Raw genomic sequence first — 22,670 nt, 5'->3', positions numbered from 1 at the left:
GTTTCTTTAAGAGAATGGGATTCAACCATCTGCACATCCAGTGTCTTATTGTTTTTGCTTGTTTATGGCTGCTTTGGAGCATGGCTTATTGGCACGCTAATTAGCAGGATATGCTTGATGAGGAAAGCGAAGACGCCATGGGCAAGTCACGCAGATTTAGCTTTCCTTGCACACTATAGAGTTATGCCAGATATGGCGGAAGCGGTGAGATTCGAACTCACGGATAGTTTCCCATCGCCGGTTTTCAAGACCGGTGCAATCGACCACTCTGCCACGCTTCCAAGCCCACAATTCTAACCTTGGTATTTACCCCATTGTTACAAAACGTACCCTATTTATGGGACATCCAGCGCGCATGCGTCGCCGATTGCATCGCGCCAAACCCGAACCCTATTGACGCGTGGATTTATGTCCGCCAGTTGTGCAGCAATAAACATGCATAAGTTCTCCAGAGTTGGGGTGCCGAGGTCAGGGACTTCGTCCAGCAAATGGTGGTCCAGTTGCTCCCGCACACCTTCTAGCCGCTGACGCAAAAATCCCAAGTCCAGCACCATTCCATTCACCGGATCGCGCGGCCCAGTCACGCTGACCTCTGCATGGTAGGTGTGGCCATGGATGCGGCGACTACCTGCTGTTTCAATTTCGCGTTGAAGTGTGTGGGCGGCGTCGAAATAGAAGCGTTGGCTGATGGTCAGCTGCATTGGGATACTCGCAAACAAAAAATGGGGGATTGGATCAGCGGATGCCGCTGATTTTGTGGGTCTGGATGCTCAGGCGCCAAGTGGGCTGGCGCATGCAGGTGTCTATGCACAGGCCCATATTGGCCAACTGTTCCGGGCCGTCCATGGGCTGCAGGAAGCGGTGGGTGAATTGGCCGGTGTGGGCCAATGTGTTCAGGTCAAGGCCCGGTTGTGGCCAGATCACCTTCAGCTCCTGGCCTTGCTGTTGTATCCAGGGCGCACCGGCTTTGGGGCTGATGCAGAGCCAGTCTATGCCTTCGGGGGCGCGCACGGTGCCGTTGGATTCCACGGCGATGCGAAAGCCGCGGGTATGCAGGGCAGTGACCAGTTCTGCATCTACCTGCAGCAAGGGCTCTCCACCGGTTAAGACGGTCAGGCGGTTCTGGGTTTCGCCAGCGGGCCACTGGGCCTCAATGAGATCGGCCAAGTCGTCGGCGGAGGCGAATTTGCCACCCAGAGTGCCGTCGGTGCCCACAAAGTCGGTATCGCAGAAGCGGCAGATCGCGGTGGCGCGGTCGCTTTCGCGGCCGGTCCACAGGTTGCAGCCCGCAAAGCGGCAGAACACGGCGGGGCTGCCTGCCTGGGCGCCTTCGCCCTGCAGGGTGTAGAAAATCTCTTTGACGCTATAGGTCATGTGTGAGCACCGCTGTGCGCGGTGAAACTTGCTAAGCCCTTGATTTTACTGGGCCAGCATGCCCTTCGTCTCAATGAAGCTAACTACCTCGGCCAGTCCGGTCAGGGTTTTCAGGTTGGTCATCACAAACGGCTTTGCACCGCGCATGCGGCGGGTGTCGGATTCCATGATGTCCAGGTTGGCGCCCACGTGCGGAGCCAGGTCGGTCTTGTTGATGACGAACAGGTCGCTCTTGGTGATGCCGGGGCCGCCTTTGCGCGGGATTTTTTCGCCCGCCGCCACGTCGATCACGTAGATCGTCAGGTCGCTGAGCTCGGGGCTGAAGGTGGCGGCCAGGTTGTCGCCGCCGCTTTCTACAAACACGATGTCGGCATTCGGGTGTTCGACCAGCATGCGGTCTATGGCTTCCAGGTTGATGGAGCAGTCTTCTCGGATTGCTGTGTGCGGGCAGCCGCCCGTTTCCACGCCCATGATGCGGTCGGCGGGCAGGGCGCCGCTGACGGTCAGCAGGCGCTGGTCTTCCTTGGTGTAGATGTCGTTGGTGATCGCTACCAGGTCGTATTTGTCGCGCATGGCCTTGCACAGCATTTCCAGCAAGGTGGTTTTGCCCGAGCCCACCGGCCCGCCGATGCCGACGCGCAGCGGTGGCAGTTTCTTGGTGCGATTTGCGATGTGGTGCAGTGTGCTCATGATCTAAACAGTCTGGAATATTGCACTTCGTGCTGGGAGGAAAGAATGGCCAGCATGGGCGAAAACGCCTGGCGCTGGCTGTCGGGAAGCTGGATGGCCTGGTCTACGGCGGCCGGAATGTCGGCGGCCAATCGCGCCAGTATGCGCTGGCCGGCGCTTTGGCCCAAGGGTACGGATTTGATCGCCGACTGGGTCATGTTCTCGGCCCAACCAAAGGCGTAGGCCAACAGGCAGTCGCGCAGCGGGGCCTGGGTGGCGGCCGCGGCCAGGGCGTAGGCGATGGGGTAGGTGGGCTGCATCTGGGCGCAGGCCGCAATATGGTCTGGCGTGGCGGTATTGTGGTTGCGCAGCCAGTCCAGTAGCGACCGGCCCATTTGCTCGGCCTGGGCGCGGAACTCGCTGCTCTCGCGGGTTTGCAGCACCCAGGCGTTCAGTTCGGCGACATCCTTAACGGCGCCGCGCCGCCAGGCGGGAATGGCTTTGGCGATGGCTGCCAGGTCACCGCGTGCCAGGCTTACATGCAGTTGATCCACCAACCAGTCAGATGCTCTACTTTCTGTAGCTACTCCCGCACGGTCTACCGCCGCTTCCAGGCCTTCTGAGTAGGAAAAACCACCCACAGGCAAAGCCGGCGACGCAAGCCAGATTAGCTGCAAGAGACTGGGCGTGGCCGATTCCTGCGGGCTGGCAACGCGGCTAATTGCTTTGGCGGGGTGGCGGCGTGTCGGGGGCGTTAGCGGGCGGACTCTGCGCACGGTCATGGGCTCAGTGGGAATGGCCGTGTCCGTGGTCATGTCCATGGTCGTGGCCGCAGCCGGGGCCGTGCACATGCGGTGCTGCGGCGATGGGAATGTTCACCGGCTTGCGCGTGGCGGGGGCGTGCTCATGGCTATGGCCATGTGCATGGTCACCATGGCTGTGGCCTCCGGACGCGTAGGCGCCGCCTTCAGGCTCGAAGGCCACATTGGCTTCCACCACGTCCAGGTGCATGGAGCGCAGCATGTCGGCCAGCACGTGGTCGGGCTCTATCTTCAGGTGGTCGGGCTGCAGTTCAATTGGCACATGGCGGTTGCCCAGGTGGTAGGCAGCGCGTGTCAGGTCAAAGGGCGTGCCGTGGCTGGTACAGGCAGTAATGACCAGCACGGATTGGGGTGCAGCCAGTACCCGCACTAGCGAGCCGTCTTCGGCCACCAGCACGTCGCCGCCGCGTACCAGAGTGCCGCGTGGCAAGAAGACGCCCAGCTTGCGGCCCAGTGAATCGGTGGCGTCGAAGCGGCTTTTTTGCCGTACGTCCCAGTCGAGCTCCACGGTACTGGCGCGTTTGAGCAGGGCAGGGGCCAGGCCCTTGCCTTGGGAGATCAGTTTGGAGGTTTGGAGCATTAAAAGAGAAAGTAACGTTGTGCCATGGGCAAGCTTACTGCTGCTTCGCAGGTTAGCAGTTGTCCGTCGGCACGCACGCTATAGGTTTGGGCGTCGATTTCCATCTTGGGTAGATAGCTGTTGTGCACCATGTGCTGCTTGCGCACACCGCGGATGTTCTTGACCGCGCTCAGGGGCTTTTTCAGGCCAAAGCTGTCCTGGATGCCGGCGTTCAACCCGGCCTGCGACACAAAGGTCAGCGAGCCGCGCGCCAGTGCGCTGCCAAAAGCGCCAAACATGGGGCGGTAATGCACCGGTTGCGGCGTCGGGATGCTGGCGTTCGGGTCGCCCATGGCGGCCATGGCGATAAAGCCACCTTTGAGTATGAGTGCGGGCTTTACGCCGAAGAAGGCCGGCTTCCACACCACCAGGTCGGCCCATTTGCCGACCTCGATGCTGCCGACTTCGTGGCTGATACCGTGGGCAATGGCCGGGTTGATGGTGTACTTGGCCACATAGCGCTTGGCGCGGAAGTTGTCGTTGCGGCTGTTGTCCTCGGGCAGGCTGCCGCGCTGCTGCTTCATCTTGTGTGCCGTCTGCCAGGTGCGCAGGATGACTTCGCCGACGCGGCCCATGGCCTGGCTGTCGCTGCTCATCATGCTGATGGCGCCCAGGTCGTGCAGCACGTCCTCGGCGGCAATGGTTTCCTTGCGAATGCGGCTCTCGGCAAACGCCAGGTCTTCGGGGATGCTGGCGTCCAGGTGGTGGCAGACCATCAGCATGTCCACATGCTCGTCCAGCGTGTTCACGGTGTACGGCATGGTCGGGTTGGTGCTGCTGGGCAGGAAGTTCGCCTCGCCCACCACCCGCAAAATGTCTGGTGCGTGGCCGCCGCCAGCACCTTCGGTGTGGAAGGCGCACAGGCCACGGCCCTTGGTGGCGGCAATGGTGTTTTCGACAAAGCCGCTCTCGTTCAGCGTGTCGGAATGGATGGCGACCTGGGTGTCGGTGGCGTCGGCCACGTCCAGGCAGTTGCTGATGGCGGCTGGCGTTGTGCCCCAGTCTTCGTGCAGCTTCAGGCCGATCACGCCGGCGTTGATTTGTTCATGCAACGCGTTGGGCAGGCTGGCATTGCCCTTGCCCAGAAAGCCCAGGTTCATGGGGAAGGCGTCCGCCGCCTGCAGCATGCGCTCGATGTTCCAGGGGCCGGGCGTGCAGGTGGTAGCAAAGGTGCCGGTGGCCGGGCCGGTGCCGCCGCCCATCATGGTGGTCACGCCGCTGGCCAGGGCTTCCTCGATCTGCTGCGGGCAGATGAAGTGGATGTGGCTGTCGATGCCACCGGCGGTGACGATATTGCCTTCGCAGCTGATGACTTCGGTACCCGGGCCGATGATGATGTCCACGCCGGGTTGCACGTCGGGGTTGCCGGCTTTGCCGATGGCGACGATGCGCCCGCCCTTGAGGCCGATGTCGGCCTTGACGATGCCCCAGTGGTCCAGGATCAGCGCGTTGGTCATCACGCAGTCCACCGCGCCCTCGCTGTTCATGCGCTGGCTTTGGGCCATGCCGTCGCGGATGGTCTTGCCGCCGCCGAACTTCACTTCTTCGCCGTAAGCGCCGGCGTGCAGCGTCAGGTCTTTTTCGACCTCGATCAGCAGGTCGGTATCGGCCAGGCGTACCCGGTCACCGACGGTGGGGCCAAAAATTTCCGCGTAGGCGCGTTTGCCAATGGTTGCCATGGTCAGAGTTTCCCTTGCGTCAGTCCGCGAAAGCCATACACCGTGCGGTCGCCCGCGAAATCCACCAGCTCCACCGTGCGCTGCTGGCCGGGCTCGAAGCGCACTGCGCTGCCAGAGGCAATGTTCAGCCGCATTCCCTGGGCTGCGGTGCGGTCAAAGCCCAAAGCGCCATTGGTTTCGGCAAAGTGGTAGTGCGAGCCGACCTGGATCGGCCGGTCGGCCGTGTTGTTGACCACCAGGGTTACCGTGCGGCGCCCGGTGTTCAGGGCGTGCTCGCCCGCGTCTATGAAGAGTTCGCCTGGAGTCATGGCCAATACCTCTTAAACCAGTTGCAGCAGAAATGCACCGCCCAGCAGCGTGACCAGACCGCCGATGGCGCGCGGCCACCAGGTGCTATGCGCTCGCATCGCCAGGCCGATACCCACGCCCGCCAGGTGCAAGCCGGCGGTAGCCACCAGCATGCCCACCAGCGGCAGCCAGCCGTTGTCGCCGCCGGCCAGCTCGGTGCCATGCGCCACGCCGTGGAACACCGCGAATGCGCCGACCAGGCCTGTCGCCAGCGCAGCCGGCAGCTTGGCTTGCGTAGCGACTAGCAGGCCCAGCACCAGCAGGGACGCGGCGATCATCGGCTCCACCGCCGGCAGCTCTAGCCCGCCTAGGCCCAGCAGCGCGCCCATCAGCAGCATGCCGGCGAAAGCGATGGGTGCCAGCCAGACGCGGCGTGCCGTCATGGCACTCCACAGGCCCACGGCGACCATGGCGGCCATGTGGTCCATGCCGGTCAGCGGGTGCACCAGTCCGTCCAGAAATGCATGGTGTACCCCGGCATCAGTGCCTAAATGGGCGCTTGCGCCCGTAGATACTGCGGCAGAAGCTATCAAAACAATAGTGCGTAGAGAGGGCGTGCGCATGGTGTGGGCGTCCAGAGGGTTAAACGGTGGTTAAACAATGGGTTGGTGCACGGTGACGAGCTTGGTGCCGTCGGGGAAGGTAGCTTCGACCTGGATGTCGGGGATCATTTCGGCGATGCCGTCCATCACGTCGGCACGGCCCAGCACGGTACGGCCCTCACTCATCAGCTGGGCTACGCTCTTGCCGTCACGGGCGCCTTCCATCACGGCGGCGCTGATGAAGGCAATCGCTTCGGGGTAATTCAGCTTCAGGCCGCGCGCCTTGCGCCGCTCGGCCAGCAGGGCGGCGGTGAAGATCAGCAGCTTGTCTTTTTCGCGAGGTGTCAGTTCCATTTCGTTTCACTCAAGTATTAGCTCGCGCGGCCGCCAAAGGCAGGCCGAACACGAGGCGTTAGTTCCATAAGGGCTCAGTGTGTGAAAGTTGCATCGGATTATTAGACAAGTATGTAGCAATCCCTGTGCCCCGGCGTACGCCATTGGGCGCATTGCACAGCCGGCCGGTGGCCTGAAAACTGCGAGGCTATGGGGGTGCAAGATGCAGAACACATTCCTTTGAACGACGCGCCACAGCATGTGGTGAAGGTGCGGCGCGACTACAACAGCTGGGTGGCGCGCGAGACGCTGGAAGACTACGCCCTGCGCTTTGCCCCACAGCGCTTTCGCAAATGGTCCGAATGGCGGGTGGCCAACACGGCTTTTGGTGCCGCGTCCTTCCTGGTGCTGGAGGCGGTGGGCGCCACGCTGCTGGTGCAGTACGGCTTTGTGAACGCCTTCTGGGCCATTCTGGCCACGGCGCTGATCATCTTCATGGCTGGCCTGCCCATCAGCATTTACGCGGCGCGCTTTGGTGTGGACATGGACCTGCTGACGCGCGGCGCGGGCTTTGGCTACATAGGCTCCACGCTGACCTCGCTGATCTACGCGTCTTTCACCTTCATCTTCTTCGCGCTGGAGGCGGCCGTCATGGCCTATGCGCTGGAGCTGGCCCTGGGTATTCCACCGCGCTGGGGCTACCTGGTGTGCGCGCTGGTGGTGATACCGCTGGTGACGCACGGGGTGTCGGCCATCAGCCGGTTGCAGGTCTGGACCCAGCCACTGTGGCTGGCGCTGCTGGTCGTGCCGTTTGCCTACGTGTGGATGCGCGAGCCGGGCGTTTTTGGTGCGGTTGCGCACTATGCTGGTGTTTCCGGCCAGGGTGAGGGATTTAATTTGCTCTCATTTGGTGCGTCCCTCACGGTGGGCATTGCCCTGATTACCCAAATGGGGGAGCAGGCCGACTATCTGCGCTTCATGCCGGCGCAGACCGCCGCCAACCGGGGGCGCTGGTGGTTGGGTGTGCTGGCCGGCGGGCCGGGCTGGGTGCTATTGGGCATGGTAAAGATGCTGGGCGGCGCGCTGCTGGCCTACCTGGCCATCACCCATATGGTGCCGCCGGAGCGCGCGGTGGACCCGAACCAGATGTACCTGGCGGCCTACGAGTACGTGTTTCCGCAGTACGGCTGGGCGGTGGCAGTCACAGCGGCTTTCGTGGTGCTGTCGCAGCTGAAGATCAACGTCACCAACGCCTATGCGGGCTCGCTGGCCTGGTCCAACTTCTTTTCGCGCATCACCCACAGCCACCCGGGCCGGGTGGTGTGGGTGGTGTTCAACACGCTCATCGCCTTCATGCTGATGGAGATGAATGTGTTCGAGGCGCTTGGCGACGTGCTGGGCTTGTACTCCAACCTGGCCATCGCCTGGATGATGACAGTGGTGGCCGACCTGGTCATCAACAAGCCGCTGGGCTTGTCGCCGCCGGGTATTGAATTCAAGCGCGCCTACCTGTACGACATCAACCCCGTGGGCGTGGGATCGATGGCGCTGGCGTCCATGCTGTCCATGGTGGCCTATATGGGGCTGCTGGGGCCGCTGGCGCATGCGTTTTCGGCCTTGATTGCGCTGGGCACGGCTTTGGTGGCTTCGCCAATTCTGGCGTGGTGGACGAGGGGCCGCTACTACATCGCACGTGGCCCGCAGTCGGATTGGAGAAGCGTTGCCGCGCCCCCTGAGCCTGCTGGCAGCTATCAGCGCCTGAAGGTGCAGCGCTGCGTGATCTGCGAGCGTGAATACGAGTCGCCTGACATGGCCCATTGCCCTGCCTACCAGGGCAGCATCTGCTCGCTGTGCTGCACGCTGGATGCGCGCTGTGGCGATCTGTGCAAACCCCAGGCCAGCCTGTCGGTCCAGTGGGCGGCGGCGCTGCGCTGGCTGTTGCCGCAGCGCATATGGCCCTACCTGGACACCGGTCTGGCGCACTTCATTTTGCTGATGCTGGTGGTGGTGCCGGTGCTGGCCACCTTGTTTGGATTGCTATATTTTCAAGAGCTGCGTGCGCTGGTGGAATCTGCGTCAGAGCTTGATTTTGATCCTAGCCAGGCGCTGCGTTCCGGTTTCGTCAAAGCTTATATGGCCTTGATCGTCACGGCTGGCATCGTGTCCTGGTGGCTGGTGCTGGCGCACAAAAGCCGCCAAGTGGCGCAAGAGGAATCGAACCGCCAGACGCATTTGCTGCAGCGCGAAATTGCCCTGCACCAGCAGACCGACCGCGCCCTGCAAGAAGCCAAGCTGGTGGCCGAGCAGGCCCGGCAGATCGCCGAGCAAGCTAAGTGTGCGGCCGACCAGGCTAACCAGGCCAAGAGCCGTTACATCAGCGCCATCAGCCACGAGCTGCGCACACCACTCAACAGCATCCTGGGCTATGCCCAGTTGATGGGTGAAGACGCCAGCGTACCGCCGCACCGGCAGCAGGCGGTCAGCGTCATCCGGCGCGGCGGCGAGCATCTGCTGTCACTGATCGAAGGCACGCTGGACATTGCGCGCATCGAGTCCGGCAAGCTGACCCTGGCCACCAAGCCCATGCCGTTCGCCGATTTGCTGCACGAGATGGGCGATATGTTCGAACCCCAGGCGCGGGCCAAGGGCCTGGCTTTTCATTTCGACCCACAGGGCGTGCTGCCCGAGCAGGTGCGCGCCGACGAGAAGCGGCTGCGCCAGATCCTCATCAACCTGCTGGGCAACGCCATCAAGTTCACCGCCAGCGGCCATGTGCGCCTGCGCGTGCGCTATGCGCTGGAGATGGCGGTGATCGACATTGAAGACACCGGCCCGGGCCTGAGCGCAGATGAGCTGGAGCGCATCTTCGAGCCATTTGCGCGTGGCACCTCGTCCGCCCCCGCCAATCCAGGCGCGCCCGGCGCCGGCCTGGGCCTGACCATCGCCAAGATGTTGACCGACCTGATGGGCGGCGAGATGACCGTGACCAGCACGCCGGGGCAGGGCGCGGTGTTCCGCGTCAAGTTGTTCCTGCCCGAGATCCGCGGTGGTGACGCCAAGGCCTTGCGGCCCGCCGTCCCGCGTGTGCGCCGCGCCTACCTGGGCGCGCGCCGTAAGCTGCTGGTGGTGGACAACGAGGAACCCGACCGCGAGCTACTGGTGCAGCTGCTGCAGCCCCTGGGCTTTGAGGTGCGCACCGCCGCCAGCGGCCACGACGCGCTGGACCTGCTGGCTGCCGGCTATGGCCCCGACGCCGTGCTGATGGACCTGGCCATGCCCGGGATAGACGGCTGGGAAACCATACGCCGGCTGCGCGCAGATGGCCACATCCAGGCGCATGTTGCAGTCGTATCGGCCAACGCCTTTGACAAGGGGCTGGACAACGACGTGGGCATACGCCCCGAAGACTTCATCACCAAGCCGGTACGCCACAGCGAGCTGCTGGACTGGCTGGAGCGCCGCCTGGGCCTGCAGTGGACAGATGCTGCCGCGACGGTGCCCGCTGCGCCCCAGCCGCCGTCGGCGCGGGTCTGGCCCGATGCGGCCAGCCTGCAGGCTTTGCGCGAGGTGGCCGAACTCGGCTTTTACCGCGGTATCCTCAACCAGCTGGCGGCGCTGGACGCCGCCCAGCCAGCATGCCAGGGCCTGGTGCAGGAAGTGCGCGCCCTGGCCCAACAATTTCAGTTTGAAGCCATAGGCCAGTTGCTGGCCCAGGCACCCGACAACGCCCATGCCCGTTAAGCCGATTTCCTCCGCCATGCCTGACCCGCTGGGCACCACGCTGGACCGTCGCAACAGCGACGTGGTGCTGATCGTGGACGACGTGCCCGACAACTTGGCCGTGCTGCACGACGCGCTGGACGAGTCCGGCTACACCGTGCTGGTCGCCACCCGGGGCGAAGCCGCACTGCAGCGTGCCGCCCAGGCCCTGCCCGACATCGTGCTGCTGGACGCGATGATGCCCGGTATGGACGGTTTCGAGGTGGCGCGCCGGCTGAAGGCGAATCCTGCCACGGCCCACATCCCCATCATCTTCATGACCGGCCTGACCGAGACCGAGCACCTGGTGGCCGCGCTGGACGCGGGTGGTGTGGACTACGTCACCAAGCCCATCAAGCCCAAGGAGGTGCTGGCCCGCATGAATGTGCATTTGCAAGGCGCCCGCCAGGCCCGCCAGCAGGTGCACCAGGCCGGCCAGGCACGCAATGCGCTGGACGCTTTTGGCTACGCCAGCATCACTGTGCGCGCCAGCGACGGCAAACTGATGTGGCAAACCGCGCTGGCCCGCGACCTGCTGCTGGACTATTTTGGCACCAGCGCTCCGCAGACCCCGCAGCCAGTGGTGGACTGGCTGCAGCTGCATCTACCGGCGGCAGAACAGCAAATTGAGCCGCCGCGCCTGAGCTTCGAGAAAGGCGCGCGCCGCCTCAGTTTTCGCCTGCACCAGCAGACCGGCGACAGCGAGGGCGGGGGGGATTGGCTGATCGTGATGCGGGAGGTGTCCGACGCGGCCGTGATCGAGGCCATGAGCCTGAGCTTCAAGCTCACCGGCCGCGAGGCCGAGGTGCTGTACTGGGTGGTGAAGGGCAAGACCAACCGCGACATCGGCGAGATCCTGGGCAGCAGCCCTGCCACGGTGAAGAAGCACCTGGAGCGCGTCTACGTGAAGATGGGGGTCGAGACACGTACCGCCGCCGCTGGCATGGCCATGACCAAGATTCGCCAGCTGCACCCGCAGTTTGAGGGCTAGAACGTATAAGCTTTCATGCCTCTGACGCAGGTATTGCCTGCGCTGGTAGCTATGAAATAGATAGTAATTAAATCGTTTGCAGCCTGCATAAACACCGAGGTCCCTGCCGGGTGCTGATGTAGCACCCGGCAGGGACCTCGGTGTTTGCCGTTGGCGGGCCGTGTACGCGCCCGCCGGGGTTTTTAGAAGCTGCCCCAGCCATCAGTGCCGGTCGCAGCAAGCGCGGCTTTTTGTGTGAAGGGCTTGGGGGCTGCAAGCTTGCTGGTAGCGAACGTGGGGCGCACAACATTGTTGGTGCGTGTAGGGCTGCGCTGTTCCTGCCGGGGCGTGGTCGGCGTGGCGTTGGTATTTGTATGCGTACCCAGATTGAATACGGCCACCGACTGCAGCAATTGCTCGGCCTGGCTCTGCAGGCTGTTGGCGGCTGCGGCCGACTCTTCGACCAAGGCCGCGTTCTGCTGCGTGACCTGGTCCATCTGGGTGATGGCTTCGCCGACCTGGGCCACGCCCTGGCTTTGCTCGCTGCTGGCCGAGCTGACTTCGCCAATGATGTCGGTCACGCGGCGGATGGCGGTAACCACCTCGGTCATCGTGGTGCCGGCCTTGGCCACCAGCGTGGTACCTTGCTCCACCTGGGTCACGCTGTTGTCGATCAGGGTCTTGATCTCTTTGGCGGCAGCGGCGCTGCGCTGTGCTAGGTTGCGCACTTCACTGGCCACCACGGCAAAGCCGCGGCCTTGTTCGCCGGCACGGGCGGCCTCCACGGCAGCGTTCAGCGCCAGGATGTTTGTTTGAAAGGCGATGCCGTCGATCACGCTGATGATGTCGCTGATCTTCTTCGAGCTGTCGTTGATGCCTTTCATGGTATCCACCACCTGGCTGACCACCTCGCCGCCTTGGATGGCAACAGTGGATGCATTGACGGCTAATTGGTTGGCCTGGTGGGCGCTGTCGGCATTCTGCTTGACAGTGCTGGAGAGTTCTTCCATGGAGGCGGCGGTTTCTTCCAGCGCGCTGGCTTGTTGTTCCGTGCGGCTGGACAGATCGCTATTGCCTTGGGCGATTTCGGCGCTGGCGGTAGCGACGCCATCGGCGCTTTGGCGCACATTGGACACCACGCTGACCAGGCTGTCCTGCATGGCTTTGAGCTGTGCCATCAGGCTGGTGCTGTCGCCGGGCTTGACGGTGATGGGCATGGTCAGGTTGCCTTGGGCCACGGCACGGGCCAGGTCTGCCGCAGCTGCGGGTTCACCACCCAGGGCGCCCACCAAGTTGCGGGTGATGAGAACACCCAATGCCACGGCTGCAGCCATCGCTACCAGGCTGGCGGTTATCAGCAAAAATTTTGCTTGGCTGTAGTCGGCTCCTGCGACGGCGACACTTTCGGCTCCACTCTTGACACTGAACTCTTGGTACTTTCTGGCTGCTGTAAGCAAGGCTGCCAGCAGGGGGCGGCATTCCTTGTTCATCTTGGCAATGGCTTCTTCTTTTTTGCCATCCAGCGCCAGCTTTACGATGTCGAGTGCCACTGGGCCATACAGGGTTTCGACATGGTTGATTTCATCGACCAGGCGGCGTTCTTCGGCGCTGATCTGCGGGTTTTGTTTGATGGCGTTATTTAGTTTGAGCAGGGAATCCTGGGTGTCCTGGTGGGCCTGCGTCACAGCTTGTTGCTCTGCGGCAAGATCTTCGGGAGTGGTGACCAGTACCAGATTGCGTGCTGCGATGGCTCGGCGGTTGACCGCTCCACGCACATCTGCCACCAGTTGGGACTGGGCAACATTGACATGGTTGTATTCCGTGAAATGGTTGTTGGTGTTGTTCAATGTGAACAAGGCGGCGCAGGAGATGGCCAATACCAATGCAGCCAGTAGCCCGAAGGCAAAACCCAGTTGGCCTTTGACGGTGAAGTTCTTGAAGTTCATTTTGATTCCTCTTTGAATTGAATTGTTCGGAAATAACGGGCTACTAGTGAACGGTGAGGTTTTGGCTAAGTTCGGCGCTGCCCAGAAAGGATTCGGTATCCAGCAGGATCAACATCCGTTCTTCCAGATTGGCCAGGCCGGTGATGAAACCTTCGTCGGTACCCATCTGCAGACCGGGCGGCGGCTGGATGCAAGTGGGCTCCAGTTGCACCACGTCAGACACCGAGTCGACCACCACGCCGATGACTTGGTGGACGAGGCTTAAAACAATCACCACGGTGGACGCCGTATAGGCGGCTGTGGGGCAATGCAGCTTCAGCCGCAGGTCGATGATCGGCACGATGACACCGCGCAGGTTGATGACGCCGAGCAATTCGTCGGGTGCGTTGGCGATATGCGTAGGCTGGGTGTACGAGCGGATCTCCTGCACTTTCAGGATGTCGATGCCGTATTCCACGGTACCGAGCTGAAACGAGAGGTACTCGCTGGTTGTGCCACGCGCTGTTGGCGCGCTGGTATTTGGGTGGGGGACCGGTTGGGTCATCGTGGCATCCTGGGTGTGTGGGTAGATGTGTGTATTCTAATTTTTTCGTTTCATTTCTATCGTTAAAAAGTGCACATTTTGATAAAAAGGAACATTTGTTATCAAATAACTCGTCTTATTGAAATAATTTGATATTAATGATTCATCTACTCGTGGCGCATTGGTTTGTCGTAAGAAGGCTAGGGGTGTGCTCGTTTTTGCCGCTGCCCGCTTCGGCGCGGGTATGCATATTGCTGATGGCTTGTGAGGCCGTTGGCCCAGTTGCCTCTTCACCACTCCATGGCGTTCCATGAACATCGACTTTTCCACCCTGACCGAATACCAGCGCTACAAGATGATGGCGAGCCTGATCGTGCCGCGCCCGATTGCCCTGGTCACCACCCTGGGGCCTACCGGCGTGGTGAATGCCGCGCCCTTCAGCATGTTCAACATGATGGGCGAGGAGCCACCCATCGTTATGCTCAGCATCAACCGCCTGCAGGACGGTTACCTGAAAGACACGGCCGCCAACATCCAGCGCAGCGGGGAATTCGTGGTGCATATGTGCGACGAAGACCTGGCCGAGCAAATGCACCGCTGCGGCGAGCGCCTACCACCCCACGAGAGCGAGCTGGAAGCCGTGGGGTTGACGGCCGCGCCGTCCTGCGCTGTGGCGCCGCCGCGCATCGCCGAGGCGCCCGTGGCGTTTGAGTGCACGCTATGGGAAACGCTGGAGACCGACAGCCGCCAGATCTTCATCGGCCAGGTGCGCTGGATGCATGCGCGCGACGAGCTGATCGACACCGACACTTGGCGCGTGCGCCTGCAGCATTACCACCCGGTGGGTCGCTTTGGCGCCAGCTTCTATGTGAAGACGAATGAGCGCTACGCCCTGGAGGCACAGGCCCAGTCGCGCTCGATGCAGATAGACGAGATGTAGCCGCTGCCAATCCACCGTAGCGTGAGAGCTTGTGCACACGCCCAACTTTGTGTGGCACCAAGTTAGCAATGAAATAGGCCTTTGGCGCAGGTGTCGTCTGCGCAAGATGCTATAACATCTATAGCAAATGATGGAGGGCTATCGCGCCGTAGCCAGCAGCTGCCGGTAGACCTCGGTGGACACGCGGGCCAGCTCGGCCCGGTCGGCAGTGGTCGAGAGGGCGTAGCCCAGGCCCCCATCTACCCAGTAGAAGACGTTGACCTTGCCCTCTTGCGCAAAACGGAAGGCGGTGTCGCTATTGCGTACCCCTGGTGTGCTTGGGCCATCCTGGGCCGCACCCAGATCGCCCAGGTCGTTCGACACATATAGCGTGAGCCGTTGGCCAGTGTCGGCGGTCTGCCGGTACATGAATTGTGCGACCGGCCCGCGCCCGCCGGGCAGCAGGCGACCACCTTCCAGCGTATAGCCCTGGGCTTGCAGATGCGGCGGTTTCATGGGCACGCCCATGCGTTTGGACAACCAGGTCACCAACTGGTCTTCATGTGCGGCGTCTACTTCCACGGGGCGGCGTTGTTCGGGGCTGTATACCGCGTGCGCCACGGCGGCCCGCTGTGCAAAGCCGTTGGCGGGCAGTGTCGGTGTAGCGGTGGCCAGCAGCGGGCCGGTGGGCTGCACCAGGCCGCGCAGACCCCAGCCACCGGCCGCGCCGACCACGGCAATCAGCGCGGCTGCGGCCAGCCGCTGCAGGTACCAGGCGGTGTGTGGTGGTGCGCCCTGGGCCGTCTGCCGCACACGGGCGGGCAGGGCCTCGTACAGCACCGGGTCGAACAGGTGGCGCAGCGCGAGCTTCTGGGTTCGGTAGCTTTCCAGGCGCTCGGTTTCGTCGGGGCGCTGGGCCAGATAGGCGGCGACTTCGGTCTGGCGGCCCAGGGGTAGTTGGCCGTCGATAAAGGCGTGGAGCTCGGCTTCGGTGACCGGCGAGGTGGGGGGCGGGGTTATGCGCATGGTGTCGTCACTTCACGATCTTCAGCCGCGCGGGGGCGGCGCGGCCTTCCATCACGGCGCGCAGGCGTTCGCGCCCGCGCGACAGGCGCGACATCACGGTGCCCAGGGGGATGCCCAGCGTGGCGGCAATGTCGGCATAGGCCATGTCTTCCAGGGCGACCAGCAGCAGTATTTCTTTTTGCTCCTGCGGCAACTGGTCTAGCGCAGCCTGCAGGTCCATGACCGCCAGTTGTTCTTGCTGGTGGGGCGGGGTGGCGATTTCGGGCGTGTCATGGTCCAGTGGGGCGGTTTGCAGTCGGCCACGGCGCACACCGTCCACATGCAGGTTGTGCATCAGGCTGAACAACCAGGCGCGCATATCGGCCACGCCGTGCCACAGCCCGGATTTGGTCCAGGCGCGTTCCAGCGTGTCCTGTACCAGATCATCGGCATCGTCGCGGTTGCCCACCAAGGCCCGGGCATAGCGGCGCAGGCGGGGCGCCCATGTCAGCAGGGGGTGTTCGTCTTGCATGGGCTGGTTGGCTAAGGCGCGTTATTCCTTGATGAGGTGCCAGACATCCTTGAAATTGTCGCCGCTGCGGTCACCCGCCTTCTGGTCGCCTTGGTAGTAGTACAGCGGCTTGGTTTTGTAGGACCACTGACGGCTACCGTCGTCACGTGTGGCTATGCCGTAGGCACCCATGGGCTGGTCGCTGGCGGTGGCGGCCAGTGGCGGCCACACCTTGGTGCAGGGGCCGTTGCAGTTGCTTTTGTCGGCGGCATCCTTGTCAAAGGTGTAGAGCGCCATGCCGTTGGGGGCTACCAGGATGCCGTTGTCCACTTTGGCAGGTGCGTCGGCGGCGGCTGCGCCGAATGCCACTAAACACAGGCCGAGGGCTGCGATGAGCTGGCCGGCGGCGGGACGGCGGGTGCTGGATGGGGCGGACTGGAACATGGTGCAACTCCTGAGGTGGTGAAGGATAGTCGGGTGTGTGCCTGGGGCCCACCAAGGTGTAGACGCAAGGCCTTGCCGCTTTATTCCAGACCGGCCATTTTTTTGTGCCTTGCTGCATCAGCCCAGCACTAGGCCCACCCAGTGGTTGATCAGCGCACCACCCAGCACCAGCCAGACAAATAGAACCAGGGCCAGTAGTAACGGCCTGGCGCCGGCTCGGCGTATGGCGCCCAATTGGGTGGAGATGCCCAGGGCCGCCATGGCCGTGGCCAGCAGGCCGGTATCCAAATCGGTCGCCAGGCTGAGCACCGGATGGGGCAGCAGTTGCAAGGAATTGAACAGCACCGTGGCGACAAAGCCCAACGCAAACCACGGCACCGCCAGCTTGGCCGGGGGCTGGTGGCCGCAGTGGTGGCCGGATCTGCCATTCGCCAGCCAGGCCGATAGCGCCAGCAGAAACGGCGCCAGCATCATTACGCGCACCATTTTGGCGATGACGGCGGTGTCTGCCACGCTGGGGTCTATGGCGCGTGCGGCAGCCACCACTTGTGCCACCTCGTGGATGGTCGAGCCCGCATAGATGCCGAAGCCTGGCGCGCCGCCGGGAACCAACTGCCAATGTTGGTTCAGCATGAACAGCAGCGGGTAGAGAAACATGGCCAGCGTGCCAAATACCACCACGCTGGCGACGGCCACGGTGACCTGCTCGGGCTTGGCCTTGAGCACCGGCTCGGTGGCCATGACGGCGGCGGCACCGCAGATGGAGCTGCCTGCGCCTATCAGCACCGTGGTGTTGCGGTCCAGGCCCAGCCAGCGGGTGCCAATGTGGCAGGCCAGCAAGAAGGTGGAGCCCAGCACCAGTGCATCGACCAGCACGCCCGCCATGCCGACGTGGCTTATGTCTTGTACCGTCAGGCGCAGGCCATAGAGCACCACGCCCGCACGCAGCAGGGTTTGCCGGCAGAAATCCACGCCGAAGCCGCTGGCACCTGCAAACTGCGGGTACAGGGTGTTACCGACCAGCATGCCCAGCAGGATGGCCAGCGTCAGCGGGCTGAAGCCATGTTCTTGCAGCCAGGCGATGCGGCCCAGTGCCATGCCGGCGGCGGCCAGTGCGCCGCTCAAGGCCAGGCCTGGCAACAGGTGCCGCAGAGGGCTAGGGACTGGTAGCGTGGCGGCAGGGTGGGGCAAAGTCGTGTTCATGGGGGCGAGTCTGGTCCTTGTAGATCAACCTGTCCAACGACTTGTCTTTGTAAAATATAGCGATTCAATCGATAAATAAGAGGCTGCTTGCCATGGACGTGCTGCGACTCACCCTGCGCCAGTTGCAGATATTTGCTGCCGTGGCGCGCAGCGGCAGCACCACAGCGGCCAGCGCCGAGCTGGCTTTGTCGCAGTCGGCCACCAGTGCGGCGGTGAATGAGCTGGAGCGGCTGCTGTCGCTACAGCTGTTCGACCGTGTGGGCCGCAGGCTGCTGCTGAACGACAACGGGCGTGCGTTGCTGCCCCGGGCGCTGGCCTTGCTGGACGGCGCGGCGGGCATAGAGCAGATGGCGCGCGATGGCAGCGCGCAGCGGCAGTCTTTGCGCATCGGCGCCAGCACTACCATCGGCAGCCATGTGCTGCCGCGCTTGCTGGCGGGCTTCATGGGCGGCCAGGCCGCCAGTGCGGAGGCTTGGCGTTCGCAGGTGGTGATAGGCAATACCGCCGCGATCTGCGACGCCGTGGCGGCTTTTGAGCTGGATGTCGGGTTGATCGAAGGGCCGTGCCACCAGGCGGTGTTGTCGGTGCGTGCCTGGCTGCAGGATGAGCTGGTGCTGGTGGCCGCGCCGTCTGCCGGGGCGCCGGGCCACTCGGGCCACTCGGATAACTGGTCGGTTGCCGATCTGCAGGAGCAGGTCTGGCTGCTCCGCGAGCCGGGCTCGGGCACCCGCGAGGCCACCGACCAGGCCTTGCTGCCGCATCTGCACAGCTATCGGCGCAGCGTGGAGATGGGCAGCTCCGAGGCCATCAGGCACGCGGCAGCGGCCGGACTGGGTGTTGCCTGCCTGTCTGCTTGGGCGGTGGATGCCGCCGTCCAGGCTGGCCAGTTGCAGCGTCTATCCACCACCTTGCCTAAGCTGCAGCGCCAGTGCTATGTGGTGCTGCACCGCGACAAGCAGGTGACGCCGGCCCTGCGGGAGTTTTTGCAGCAGGTGGATGCCGAGGCCCGCCGCGACTGAGCGGGCATCGGCACGGGGCGGATGCTTACATCTGCTCCATCTGCTCGATCATCACATCACCAAAGCCCGAGCAACTGACCTGGATCGCGTCTGCCATCATGCGCGCGAAGTCGTAGGTCACTTTCTTGCTGGCGATGGCGGCTTTCATGGACGCGATGATCAGGTCAGCGGCCTCCAGCCAACCCATGTGGCGCAGCATCATTTCGGCGGACAGGATGACGGAGCCGGGGTTGACATAGTCCTTGCCCGCATACTTGGGCGCCGTGCCGTGGGTGGCCTCAAAGCAGGCCACTGAGTCGGACAGGTTGCCGCCCGGCGCAATGCCGATGCCGCCCACCTGGGCTGCCAGCGCGTCGGATACATAGTCACCGTTCAGGTTCAGCGTGGCGATCACGCTGTACTCGGCCGGGCGTAGCAGGATTTGCTGCAGGAAGGCGTCGGTGATCACGTCCTTGACGATGATCTGCTTGCCGTTCTTGGGGTTCTGGAAGCGCATCCAGGGGCCGCCGTCGATTTGCTCGGCACCGAATTCCTTCTGCGCCAGGCTGTAGGCCCAGTCGCGGAACGCGCCTTCGGTGTACTTCATGATGTTGCCCTTGTGCACAATGGTCACATTGGGCTTGTCGTTGTCTATGGCGTACTGCAGCGCCTTGCGCACCAGGCGTTCCGTGCCTTCGCGCGACACGGGCTTGATGCCGATGCCCGAGGTATGTGGGAAGCGGATCTTCTTCACGCCCATCTCGTTCTGCAGAAACTGGATCAGCTTCTTGGCATTGTCGGACTCGGCTTCGAACTCGATGCCGGCGTAAATGTCTTCGGAGTTCTCGCGGAAGATCGCCATATTGATCTTCTCCGGCGCCTTGACGGGGGAGGGCACGCCGTCAAAGTACTGCACCGGGCGCAGGCAGACGTACAGGTCCAGCTCCTGGCGCAGGGCCACGTTCAGCGAGCGTATGCCACGGCCCACCGGCGTGGTCAGCGGCCCCTTGATGGACACCAGGTATTCGCGTATGGCGGCCAGGGTTTCCTGGGGCAGCCACTGGTCCGGGCCATAGATGGTGGTGGATTTTTCACCCGCATAGATTTCCATCCAGTGGATCTTGCGTTTGCCGCCATAGGCCTTGGCCACGGCAGCATCCACCACTTTCAGCATCACCGGGGTAATGTCCTGGCCCGTGCCATCACCTTCAATGTAGGGAATGATGGGGTTGGCCGGCACATTGAGTGTGGTGTCTGCGTTGACGGTGATTTTTTGGCCTTCAGCAGGTACGGTGATGTGCTGGTACATGGGGGTAAAACTCCGGAGGATTAGGAAACGGGCACGCAATGCTCCTGGCGGCAGCACTTGCCGAGGACTGCTTATAAAGTTTAACTTTAAACCCCTACTGCATCGGCATGGATGGCTTCTGTTGCGCGGCTCTGATCTAGATAGGGAAAAGCAGGACAATCACGGGTTAGCCTATTTCCCCAAGCCCTGCATTCCATGACGTCCCCTGCCCACAGTCCCTGGCGCCTGTCCGTTGCGCCCATGATGGATAAATAAGAAAAACCAATTAAATCAACTACTTAGGATCGTTCATGTGCATTTCGTGTGCACTGATTTTTGTAAAGTTCACCCTCGGTCGCTGGAGTTGCCTTCGCTTTTCTTGGCTGCGATGCAGTTCTGCAGGCCTTCATCTCGCTCCCATTGCGTTGATCGAGGTTGAGTGCGTAATCCGGCCAAAAAAGCCAGCCAATCCGATCCAAAGAAGCCGCCGATTCCGGTGTCTGCCTTGCCAGTCATTCCGATTCAAAACGCCACATGTGCGTGCTCACACTGGCTAAAACTAAGTCAGCTATAAGTTGGTTGCTGTCCTTGACCTGGGCGTCCCGAACCCTTCTTGTCGACCCGATTGCGGAAGCTCGTAGCGCCGGATTTCCGGTAGCGGGCGCTCTCACCTTTCAGCTGTGCGGCCACGACGTAAGGCGGAAGCGCAACCCCGTCGGGGTTGCGCTCCTTGCCTCGAAGAAAGACTAGAAGTTGTCCCGCAAATACCGCACGCAGCGCATGGTGAGATAGCCGTTGCCGTCTAATGGCCTCTCTAGCGCCTTGGCGATCTCGTCCGGTACTTGTGGGACCTGTCTGCAGCGCGTGGGCGGTTGCTCAAGCTCATCCAAGAACTTAATAGGAAAGCGCTGAACCAAACCATGGTTCATCGCCGTGTCCAGCGCCTTCTTGCCGATTCTGTCGACCATAGTCATCAGCTGCGGAGCGACTTCAACCAAGAGCTCCCACCTGTCTTCCTTTTCTTTCCAGTAATAGGCGTGAACAAGATTCGACATCGTCGTCCTGCCGGGGCTTTCGGAATCAAACGTCAGGCTCAGCTCAGGCGATCCGTCAGCCGGATGCACCGAAAACAGAGCAAAGTACCTCGGACGCCCCGCAGGGGCATAAACCATCAGGTCTCGAGCCGCCACCTTGCCTAGGAGCTCGCGGCCCAGTGTGATGTTGGATGTCTTCAACACGAACGCAACCTCATCGGCGAGGTACGTGAAATCAACCTTCAGCTCCTGGTGGATGTCGAAGTCGGTCGCCGGACGAACAAACAACAAGCCCGGCTGGCCATCATTGCGAGACGTCGCAGGCAGACTTTCATCTCCCAGAATCGCCTGCTTCAATGTCACGAAGTAGTCGTCGAACTCGCCCGGGTGTCTTTGAGTCTTTGGGTCATACGCGATCCATTCCATGCAGACTGGGCTCTCATGCAGCATTGCTACTTGGCTGAAGTTATCGTCTGTTGACGCGAGTTCGACGATGGTGAAGCTTGCCTGCTCCGCTTCCGTAGTGGGCCGGACTGGATAGCCGAAGACGACGTAGCAGTTTTGCCCCTCCAGAATGGCCGGCACAAGATCGTCGTCGCCAGCACTGTACTCCGCAATGCGGCCACTTGTCACAAGGGCGGCTTCGAACCACGCCTGATGTCGAGCCATCTCTTTGGTGAGTTCGACAACCGGAAGCTGCACATCCTCTGCGTCCAGGTCATCAAGGTAGTCCAGGGCGGCCTGGTACCACGCCATCGGTTCTGTCCAGATGATTCGGAGCTTGCCTTCTAACGGCTCCGCGTACTCACCGGACTCGTGCTTGGGACCAAAGTCGTAGTACCTCGGCAGATAGGTTCGCGTGCCGACCAGCCTGAGGCAGGCTCCATTGACCACAGCCTCGGACTCCACCACCGCCCATGGGTCGGGGCCAATGCCTGCTGGTCGCCAAGCCAACGCCTTGAGGGTTGGCACCAGATCATCAAGCGTTGTTGGGTTCGAACCAACGGCAAAGACCTCCCGGACGTGATCAAGCAGCCCAGCCAGGTTTGAGTTGGTCAATATGTGCTGGCTCAACGACTTGGCCAGGCCGCGACTAATCGCAGCGAAGTACGAACGAGCCTCGTCGGACCGAGGTAGAGCCGTCAGCAGTTGAATGTGCCTGTCCAGCGTTCGGCTCTTCAGGCGCTCTTCCAAATCACTCCACTCGGCGCACCGGTAGAACGCCCTAGCCAAGACGTCCTTGGCTGCAGTGATTGGTAGCTTGAGCTTTACCGCGAAACGCTTGGCCTGGCGATGGATGGTGTCGAGCTGGTATTCGACAAGTGTGGAATCTCTCATGGTTATGTCCTCTATGCAATCTGCACCAGAGACGCCCACCCACCTTCCCTGGTGCTCACAAAGAGCTGACCTTAGGGCAGAAAAACGCAGGTCGATTCCACTTTGCTGTGGCCCAATGGGCCCTGGGGGATGGGCAGCGCGCCGACCATGCAACGGCGCGAGCTAAAGTCTACACGCTAAACGACGGATGAGGACAGGTAATTGAATCAGCGCTGAGCGTGCTTCCGCGACCGGCATGACAGCCAATGCACCGGAAATCTATGTGTTCTGGTGCCGAGCCTTCGAGGCGCAATTGTGTCGCCTTGCTGCAGTCCCCCAAATCGAATTGCCTGATGAGCCTAGGACAG

General features: G+C 62.2%; 21 protein-coding genes and 1 tRNA gene. 4 read left to right on the top strand and 18 right to left on the bottom strand.

Going from position 1 to position 22,670, the window contains the following annotated elements:
• Nucleotides 1–193 precede the first annotated feature (193 nt).
• From AC07O2_RS06575 to AC07O2_RS06530, 10 genes are all read right to left on the bottom strand, one after another.
• A tRNA-Ser gene (locus AC07O2_RS06575) sits at nt 194–281 on the bottom strand.
• A gap of 54 nt (nt 282–335) precedes the next feature.
• Nucleotides 336–701, bottom strand: a complete 366-nt coding sequence (locus AC07O2_RS06570) for a 6-carboxytetrahydropterin synthase (protein WP_495074938.1) — start codon at nt 699–701, stop codon at nt 336–338.
• Between the two features lie 34 nt (nt 702–735).
• Complete coding sequence (gene queE, locus AC07O2_RS06565; RefSeq protein WP_495074937.1) at nt 736–1,374, bottom strand: 7-carboxy-7-deazaguanine synthase; 639 nt, start codon at nt 1,372–1,374, stop codon at nt 736–738.
• Nucleotides 1,375–1,419: 45 nt separating this feature from the next.
• Complete coding sequence (gene ureG, locus AC07O2_RS06560) at nt 1,420–2,067, bottom strand: urease accessory protein UreG (RefSeq protein WP_495075089.1); 648 nt, start codon at nt 2,065–2,067, stop codon at nt 1,420–1,422.
• Nucleotides 2,061–2,864 (bottom strand): urease accessory protein UreF, encoded by an 804-nt coding sequence (locus AC07O2_RS06555; RefSeq protein WP_495074936.1) that lies wholly within the window; start codon nt 2,862–2,864, stop codon nt 2,061–2,063. Before AC07O2_RS06555 ends, ureG begins: the two co-directional genes overlap by 7 nt.
• Nucleotides 2,830–3,444, bottom strand: a complete 615-nt coding sequence (ureE, locus tag AC07O2_RS06550) for an urease accessory protein UreE (RefSeq protein ID WP_495074935.1) — start codon at nt 3,442–3,444, stop codon at nt 2,830–2,832. Before ureE ends, AC07O2_RS06555 begins: the two co-directional genes overlap by 35 nt.
• Nucleotides 3,444–5,162, bottom strand: coding sequence for an urease subunit alpha (gene ureC / locus AC07O2_RS06545; RefSeq protein WP_495074934.1), 1,719 nt, complete (start codon nt 5,160–5,162; stop codon nt 3,444–3,446). Before ureC ends, ureE begins: the two co-directional genes overlap by 1 nt.
• Nucleotides 5,163–5,164: 2 nt before the next feature.
• Complete coding sequence (locus AC07O2_RS06540; protein ID WP_495074933.1) at nt 5,165–5,470, bottom strand: urease subunit beta; 306 nt, start codon at nt 5,468–5,470, stop codon at nt 5,165–5,167.
• A gap of 12 nt (nt 5,471–5,482) precedes the next feature.
• Nucleotides 5,483–6,073, bottom strand: coding sequence for a HupE/UreJ family protein (locus AC07O2_RS06535; RefSeq protein WP_495074932.1), 591 nt, complete (start codon nt 6,071–6,073; stop codon nt 5,483–5,485).
• A 30-nt stretch (nt 6,074–6,103) separates the two neighbouring features.
• On the bottom strand, nt 6,104–6,406 hold the full coding sequence (locus AC07O2_RS06530) for an urease subunit gamma (protein ID WP_495074931.1): 303 nt from the start codon (nt 6,404–6,406) through the stop codon (nt 6,104–6,106).
• Between the two features lie 189 nt (nt 6,407–6,595).
• Here AC07O2_RS06530 and AC07O2_RS06525 point away from each other — a divergent pair, with 189 nt between their 5' ends.
• Together AC07O2_RS06525 and AC07O2_RS06520 are read left to right on the top strand one after the other, a co-directional pair.
• The gene (locus AC07O2_RS06525; RefSeq protein ID WP_495074930.1) at nt 6,596–10,126 is read left to right on the top strand and encodes a hybrid sensor histidine kinase/response regulator; all 3,531 of its coding nucleotides are present in this window, start codon (nt 6,596–6,598) and stop codon (nt 10,124–10,126) included.
• A gap of 16 nt (nt 10,127–10,142) precedes the next feature.
• Nucleotides 10,143–11,135, top strand: coding sequence for a response regulator (locus AC07O2_RS06520; protein WP_495075088.1), 993 nt, complete (start codon nt 10,143–10,145; stop codon nt 11,133–11,135).
• Nucleotides 11,136–11,317: 182 nt separating this feature from the next.
• Here AC07O2_RS06520 and AC07O2_RS06515 read toward each other — a convergent pair whose 3' ends face one another.
• Both AC07O2_RS06515 and AC07O2_RS06510 read right to left on the bottom strand, forming a co-directional pair.
• Nucleotides 11,318–13,060 (bottom strand): methyl-accepting chemotaxis protein, encoded by a 1,743-nt coding sequence (locus AC07O2_RS06515; protein ID WP_495074929.1) that lies wholly within the window; start codon nt 13,058–13,060, stop codon nt 11,318–11,320.
• Nucleotides 13,061–13,103: 43 nt separating this feature from the next.
• A complete protein-coding gene (locus tag AC07O2_RS06510) occupies nt 13,104–13,604 on the bottom strand; it encodes a chemotaxis protein CheW (protein ID WP_495074928.1) in 501 nt (166 codons plus the stop codon).
• Nucleotides 13,605–13,893: 289 nt separating this feature from the next.
• Between AC07O2_RS06510 and AC07O2_RS06505 the strand changes: the two genes are divergently transcribed.
• Nucleotides 13,894–14,523: a flavin reductase family protein gene (locus AC07O2_RS06505; protein ID WP_495074927.1), complete on the top strand. Its 630-nt coding sequence runs from the start codon at nt 13,894–13,896 to the stop codon at nt 14,521–14,523.
• Nucleotides 14,524–14,661: 138 nt separating this feature from the next.
• On the opposite strand, the gene AC07O2_RS06500 is transcribed toward AC07O2_RS06505, so the two are convergent.
• The 4 genes from AC07O2_RS06500 to AC07O2_RS06485 all read right to left on the bottom strand — a co-directional run bounded on the left by AC07O2_RS06500 (nt 14,662) and on the right by AC07O2_RS06485 (nt 17,665).
• Entirely contained in the window at nt 14,662–15,528 is an 867-nt protein-coding gene (locus AC07O2_RS06500) for an anti-sigma factor family protein (RefSeq protein WP_495074926.1), read from the bottom strand.
• Nucleotides 15,529–15,535: 7 nt separating this feature from the next.
• On the bottom strand, nt 15,536–16,039 hold the full coding sequence (locus AC07O2_RS06495) for an RNA polymerase sigma factor (RefSeq protein WP_495074925.1): 504 nt from the start codon (nt 16,037–16,039) through the stop codon (nt 15,536–15,538).
• A 21-nt stretch (nt 16,040–16,060) separates the two neighbouring features.
• On the bottom strand, nt 16,061–16,462 hold the full coding sequence (locus tag AC07O2_RS06490) for a COG4315 family predicted lipoprotein (RefSeq protein ID WP_495074924.1): 402 nt from the start codon (nt 16,460–16,462) through the stop codon (nt 16,061–16,063).
• Nucleotides 16,463–16,579: 117 nt separating this feature from the next.
• Entirely contained in the window at nt 16,580–17,665 is a 1,086-nt protein-coding gene (locus AC07O2_RS06485) for a YeiH family protein (protein WP_495074923.1), read from the bottom strand.
• A 92-nt stretch (nt 17,666–17,757) separates the two neighbouring features.
• Between AC07O2_RS06485 and AC07O2_RS06480 the strand changes: the two genes are divergently transcribed.
• Complete coding sequence (locus AC07O2_RS06480) at nt 17,758–18,684, top strand: LysR family transcriptional regulator (RefSeq protein ID WP_495074922.1); 927 nt, start codon at nt 17,758–17,760, stop codon at nt 18,682–18,684.
• 25 nt (nt 18,685–18,709) lie between these two features.
• Here AC07O2_RS06480 and icd read toward each other — a convergent pair whose 3' ends face one another.
• Together icd and AC07O2_RS06470 are read right to left on the bottom strand one after the other, a co-directional pair.
• Complete coding sequence (icd, locus tag AC07O2_RS06475; protein WP_495074921.1) at nt 18,710–19,972, bottom strand: NADP-dependent isocitrate dehydrogenase; 1,263 nt, start codon at nt 19,970–19,972, stop codon at nt 18,710–18,712.
• Nucleotides 19,973–20,697: 725 nt separating this feature from the next.
• The gene (locus AC07O2_RS06470; protein WP_495074920.1) at nt 20,698–22,323 is read right to left on the bottom strand and encodes a hypothetical protein; all 1,626 of its coding nucleotides are present in this window, start codon (nt 22,321–22,323) and stop codon (nt 20,698–20,700) included.
• Between the last annotated feature and the right edge of the window lie 347 nt (nt 22,324–22,670).

It is taken from the genome of Rhodoferax sp. GW821-FHT10B06 (assembly GCF_059415605.1).
This window is presented reverse-complemented; position numbering and strand designations above follow the sequence as displayed.

Coding starts and splice junctions, on each gene's coding strand:
- AC07O2_RS06570 (WP_495074938.1), bottom strand. CDS start 701: ATGCAGCTGACCATCAGCCAACGCTTCTATTTCGACGCCGCCCACACA.
- queE (WP_495074937.1), bottom strand. CDS start 1,374: ATGACCTATAGCGTCAAAGAGATTTTCTACACCCTGCAGGGCGAAGGC.
- AC07O2_RS06555 (WP_495074936.1), bottom strand. CDS start 2,864: ATGGACATGACCACGGACACGGCCATTCCCACTGAGCCCATGACCGTG.
- ureE (WP_495074935.1), bottom strand. CDS start 3,444: ATGCTCCAAACCTCCAAACTGATCTCCCAAGGCAAGGGCCTGGCCCCT.
- ureC (WP_495074934.1), bottom strand. CDS start 5,162: ATGGCAACCATTGGCAAACGCGCCTACGCGGAAATTTTTGGCCCCACC.
- AC07O2_RS06540 (WP_495074933.1), bottom strand. CDS start 5,470: ATGACTCCAGGCGAACTCTTCATAGACGCGGGCGAGCACGCCCTGAAC.
- AC07O2_RS06535 (WP_495074932.1), bottom strand. CDS start 6,073: ATGCGCACGCCCTCTCTACGCACTATTGTTTTGATAGCTTCTGCCGCA.
- AC07O2_RS06530 (WP_495074931.1), bottom strand. CDS start 6,406: ATGGAACTGACACCTCGCGAAAAAGACAAGCTGCTGATCTTCACCGCC.
- AC07O2_RS06525 (WP_495074930.1), top strand. CDS start 6,596: ATGGGGGTGCAAGATGCAGAACACATTCCTTTGAACGACGCGCCACAG.
- AC07O2_RS06520 (WP_495075088.1), top strand. CDS start 10,143: ATGCCTGACCCGCTGGGCACCACGCTGGACCGTCGCAACAGCGACGTG.
- AC07O2_RS06515 (WP_495074929.1), bottom strand. CDS start 13,060: ATGAACTTCAAGAACTTCACCGTCAAAGGCCAACTGGGTTTTGCCTTC.
- AC07O2_RS06510 (WP_495074928.1), bottom strand. CDS start 13,604: ATGACCCAACCGGTCCCCCACCCAAATACCAGCGCGCCAACAGCGCGT.
- AC07O2_RS06505 (WP_495074927.1), top strand. CDS start 13,894: ATGAACATCGACTTTTCCACCCTGACCGAATACCAGCGCTACAAGATG.
- AC07O2_RS06500 (WP_495074926.1), bottom strand. CDS start 15,528: ATGCGCATAACCCCGCCCCCCACCTCGCCGGTCACCGAAGCCGAGCTC.
- AC07O2_RS06495 (WP_495074925.1), bottom strand. CDS start 16,039: ATGCAAGACGAACACCCCCTGCTGACATGGGCGCCCCGCCTGCGCCGC.
- AC07O2_RS06490 (WP_495074924.1), bottom strand. CDS start 16,462: ATGTTCCAGTCCGCCCCATCCAGCACCCGCCGTCCCGCCGCCGGCCAG.
- AC07O2_RS06485 (WP_495074923.1), bottom strand. CDS start 17,665: ATGAACACGACTTTGCCCCACCCTGCCGCCACGCTACCAGTCCCTAGC.
- AC07O2_RS06480 (WP_495074922.1), top strand. CDS start 17,758: ATGGACGTGCTGCGACTCACCCTGCGCCAGTTGCAGATATTTGCTGCC.
- icd (WP_495074921.1), bottom strand. CDS start 19,972: ATGTACCAGCACATCACCGTACCTGCTGAAGGCCAAAAAATCACCGTC.
- AC07O2_RS06470 (WP_495074920.1), bottom strand. CDS start 22,323: ATGAGAGATTCCACACTTGTCGAATACCAGCTCGACACCATCCATCGC.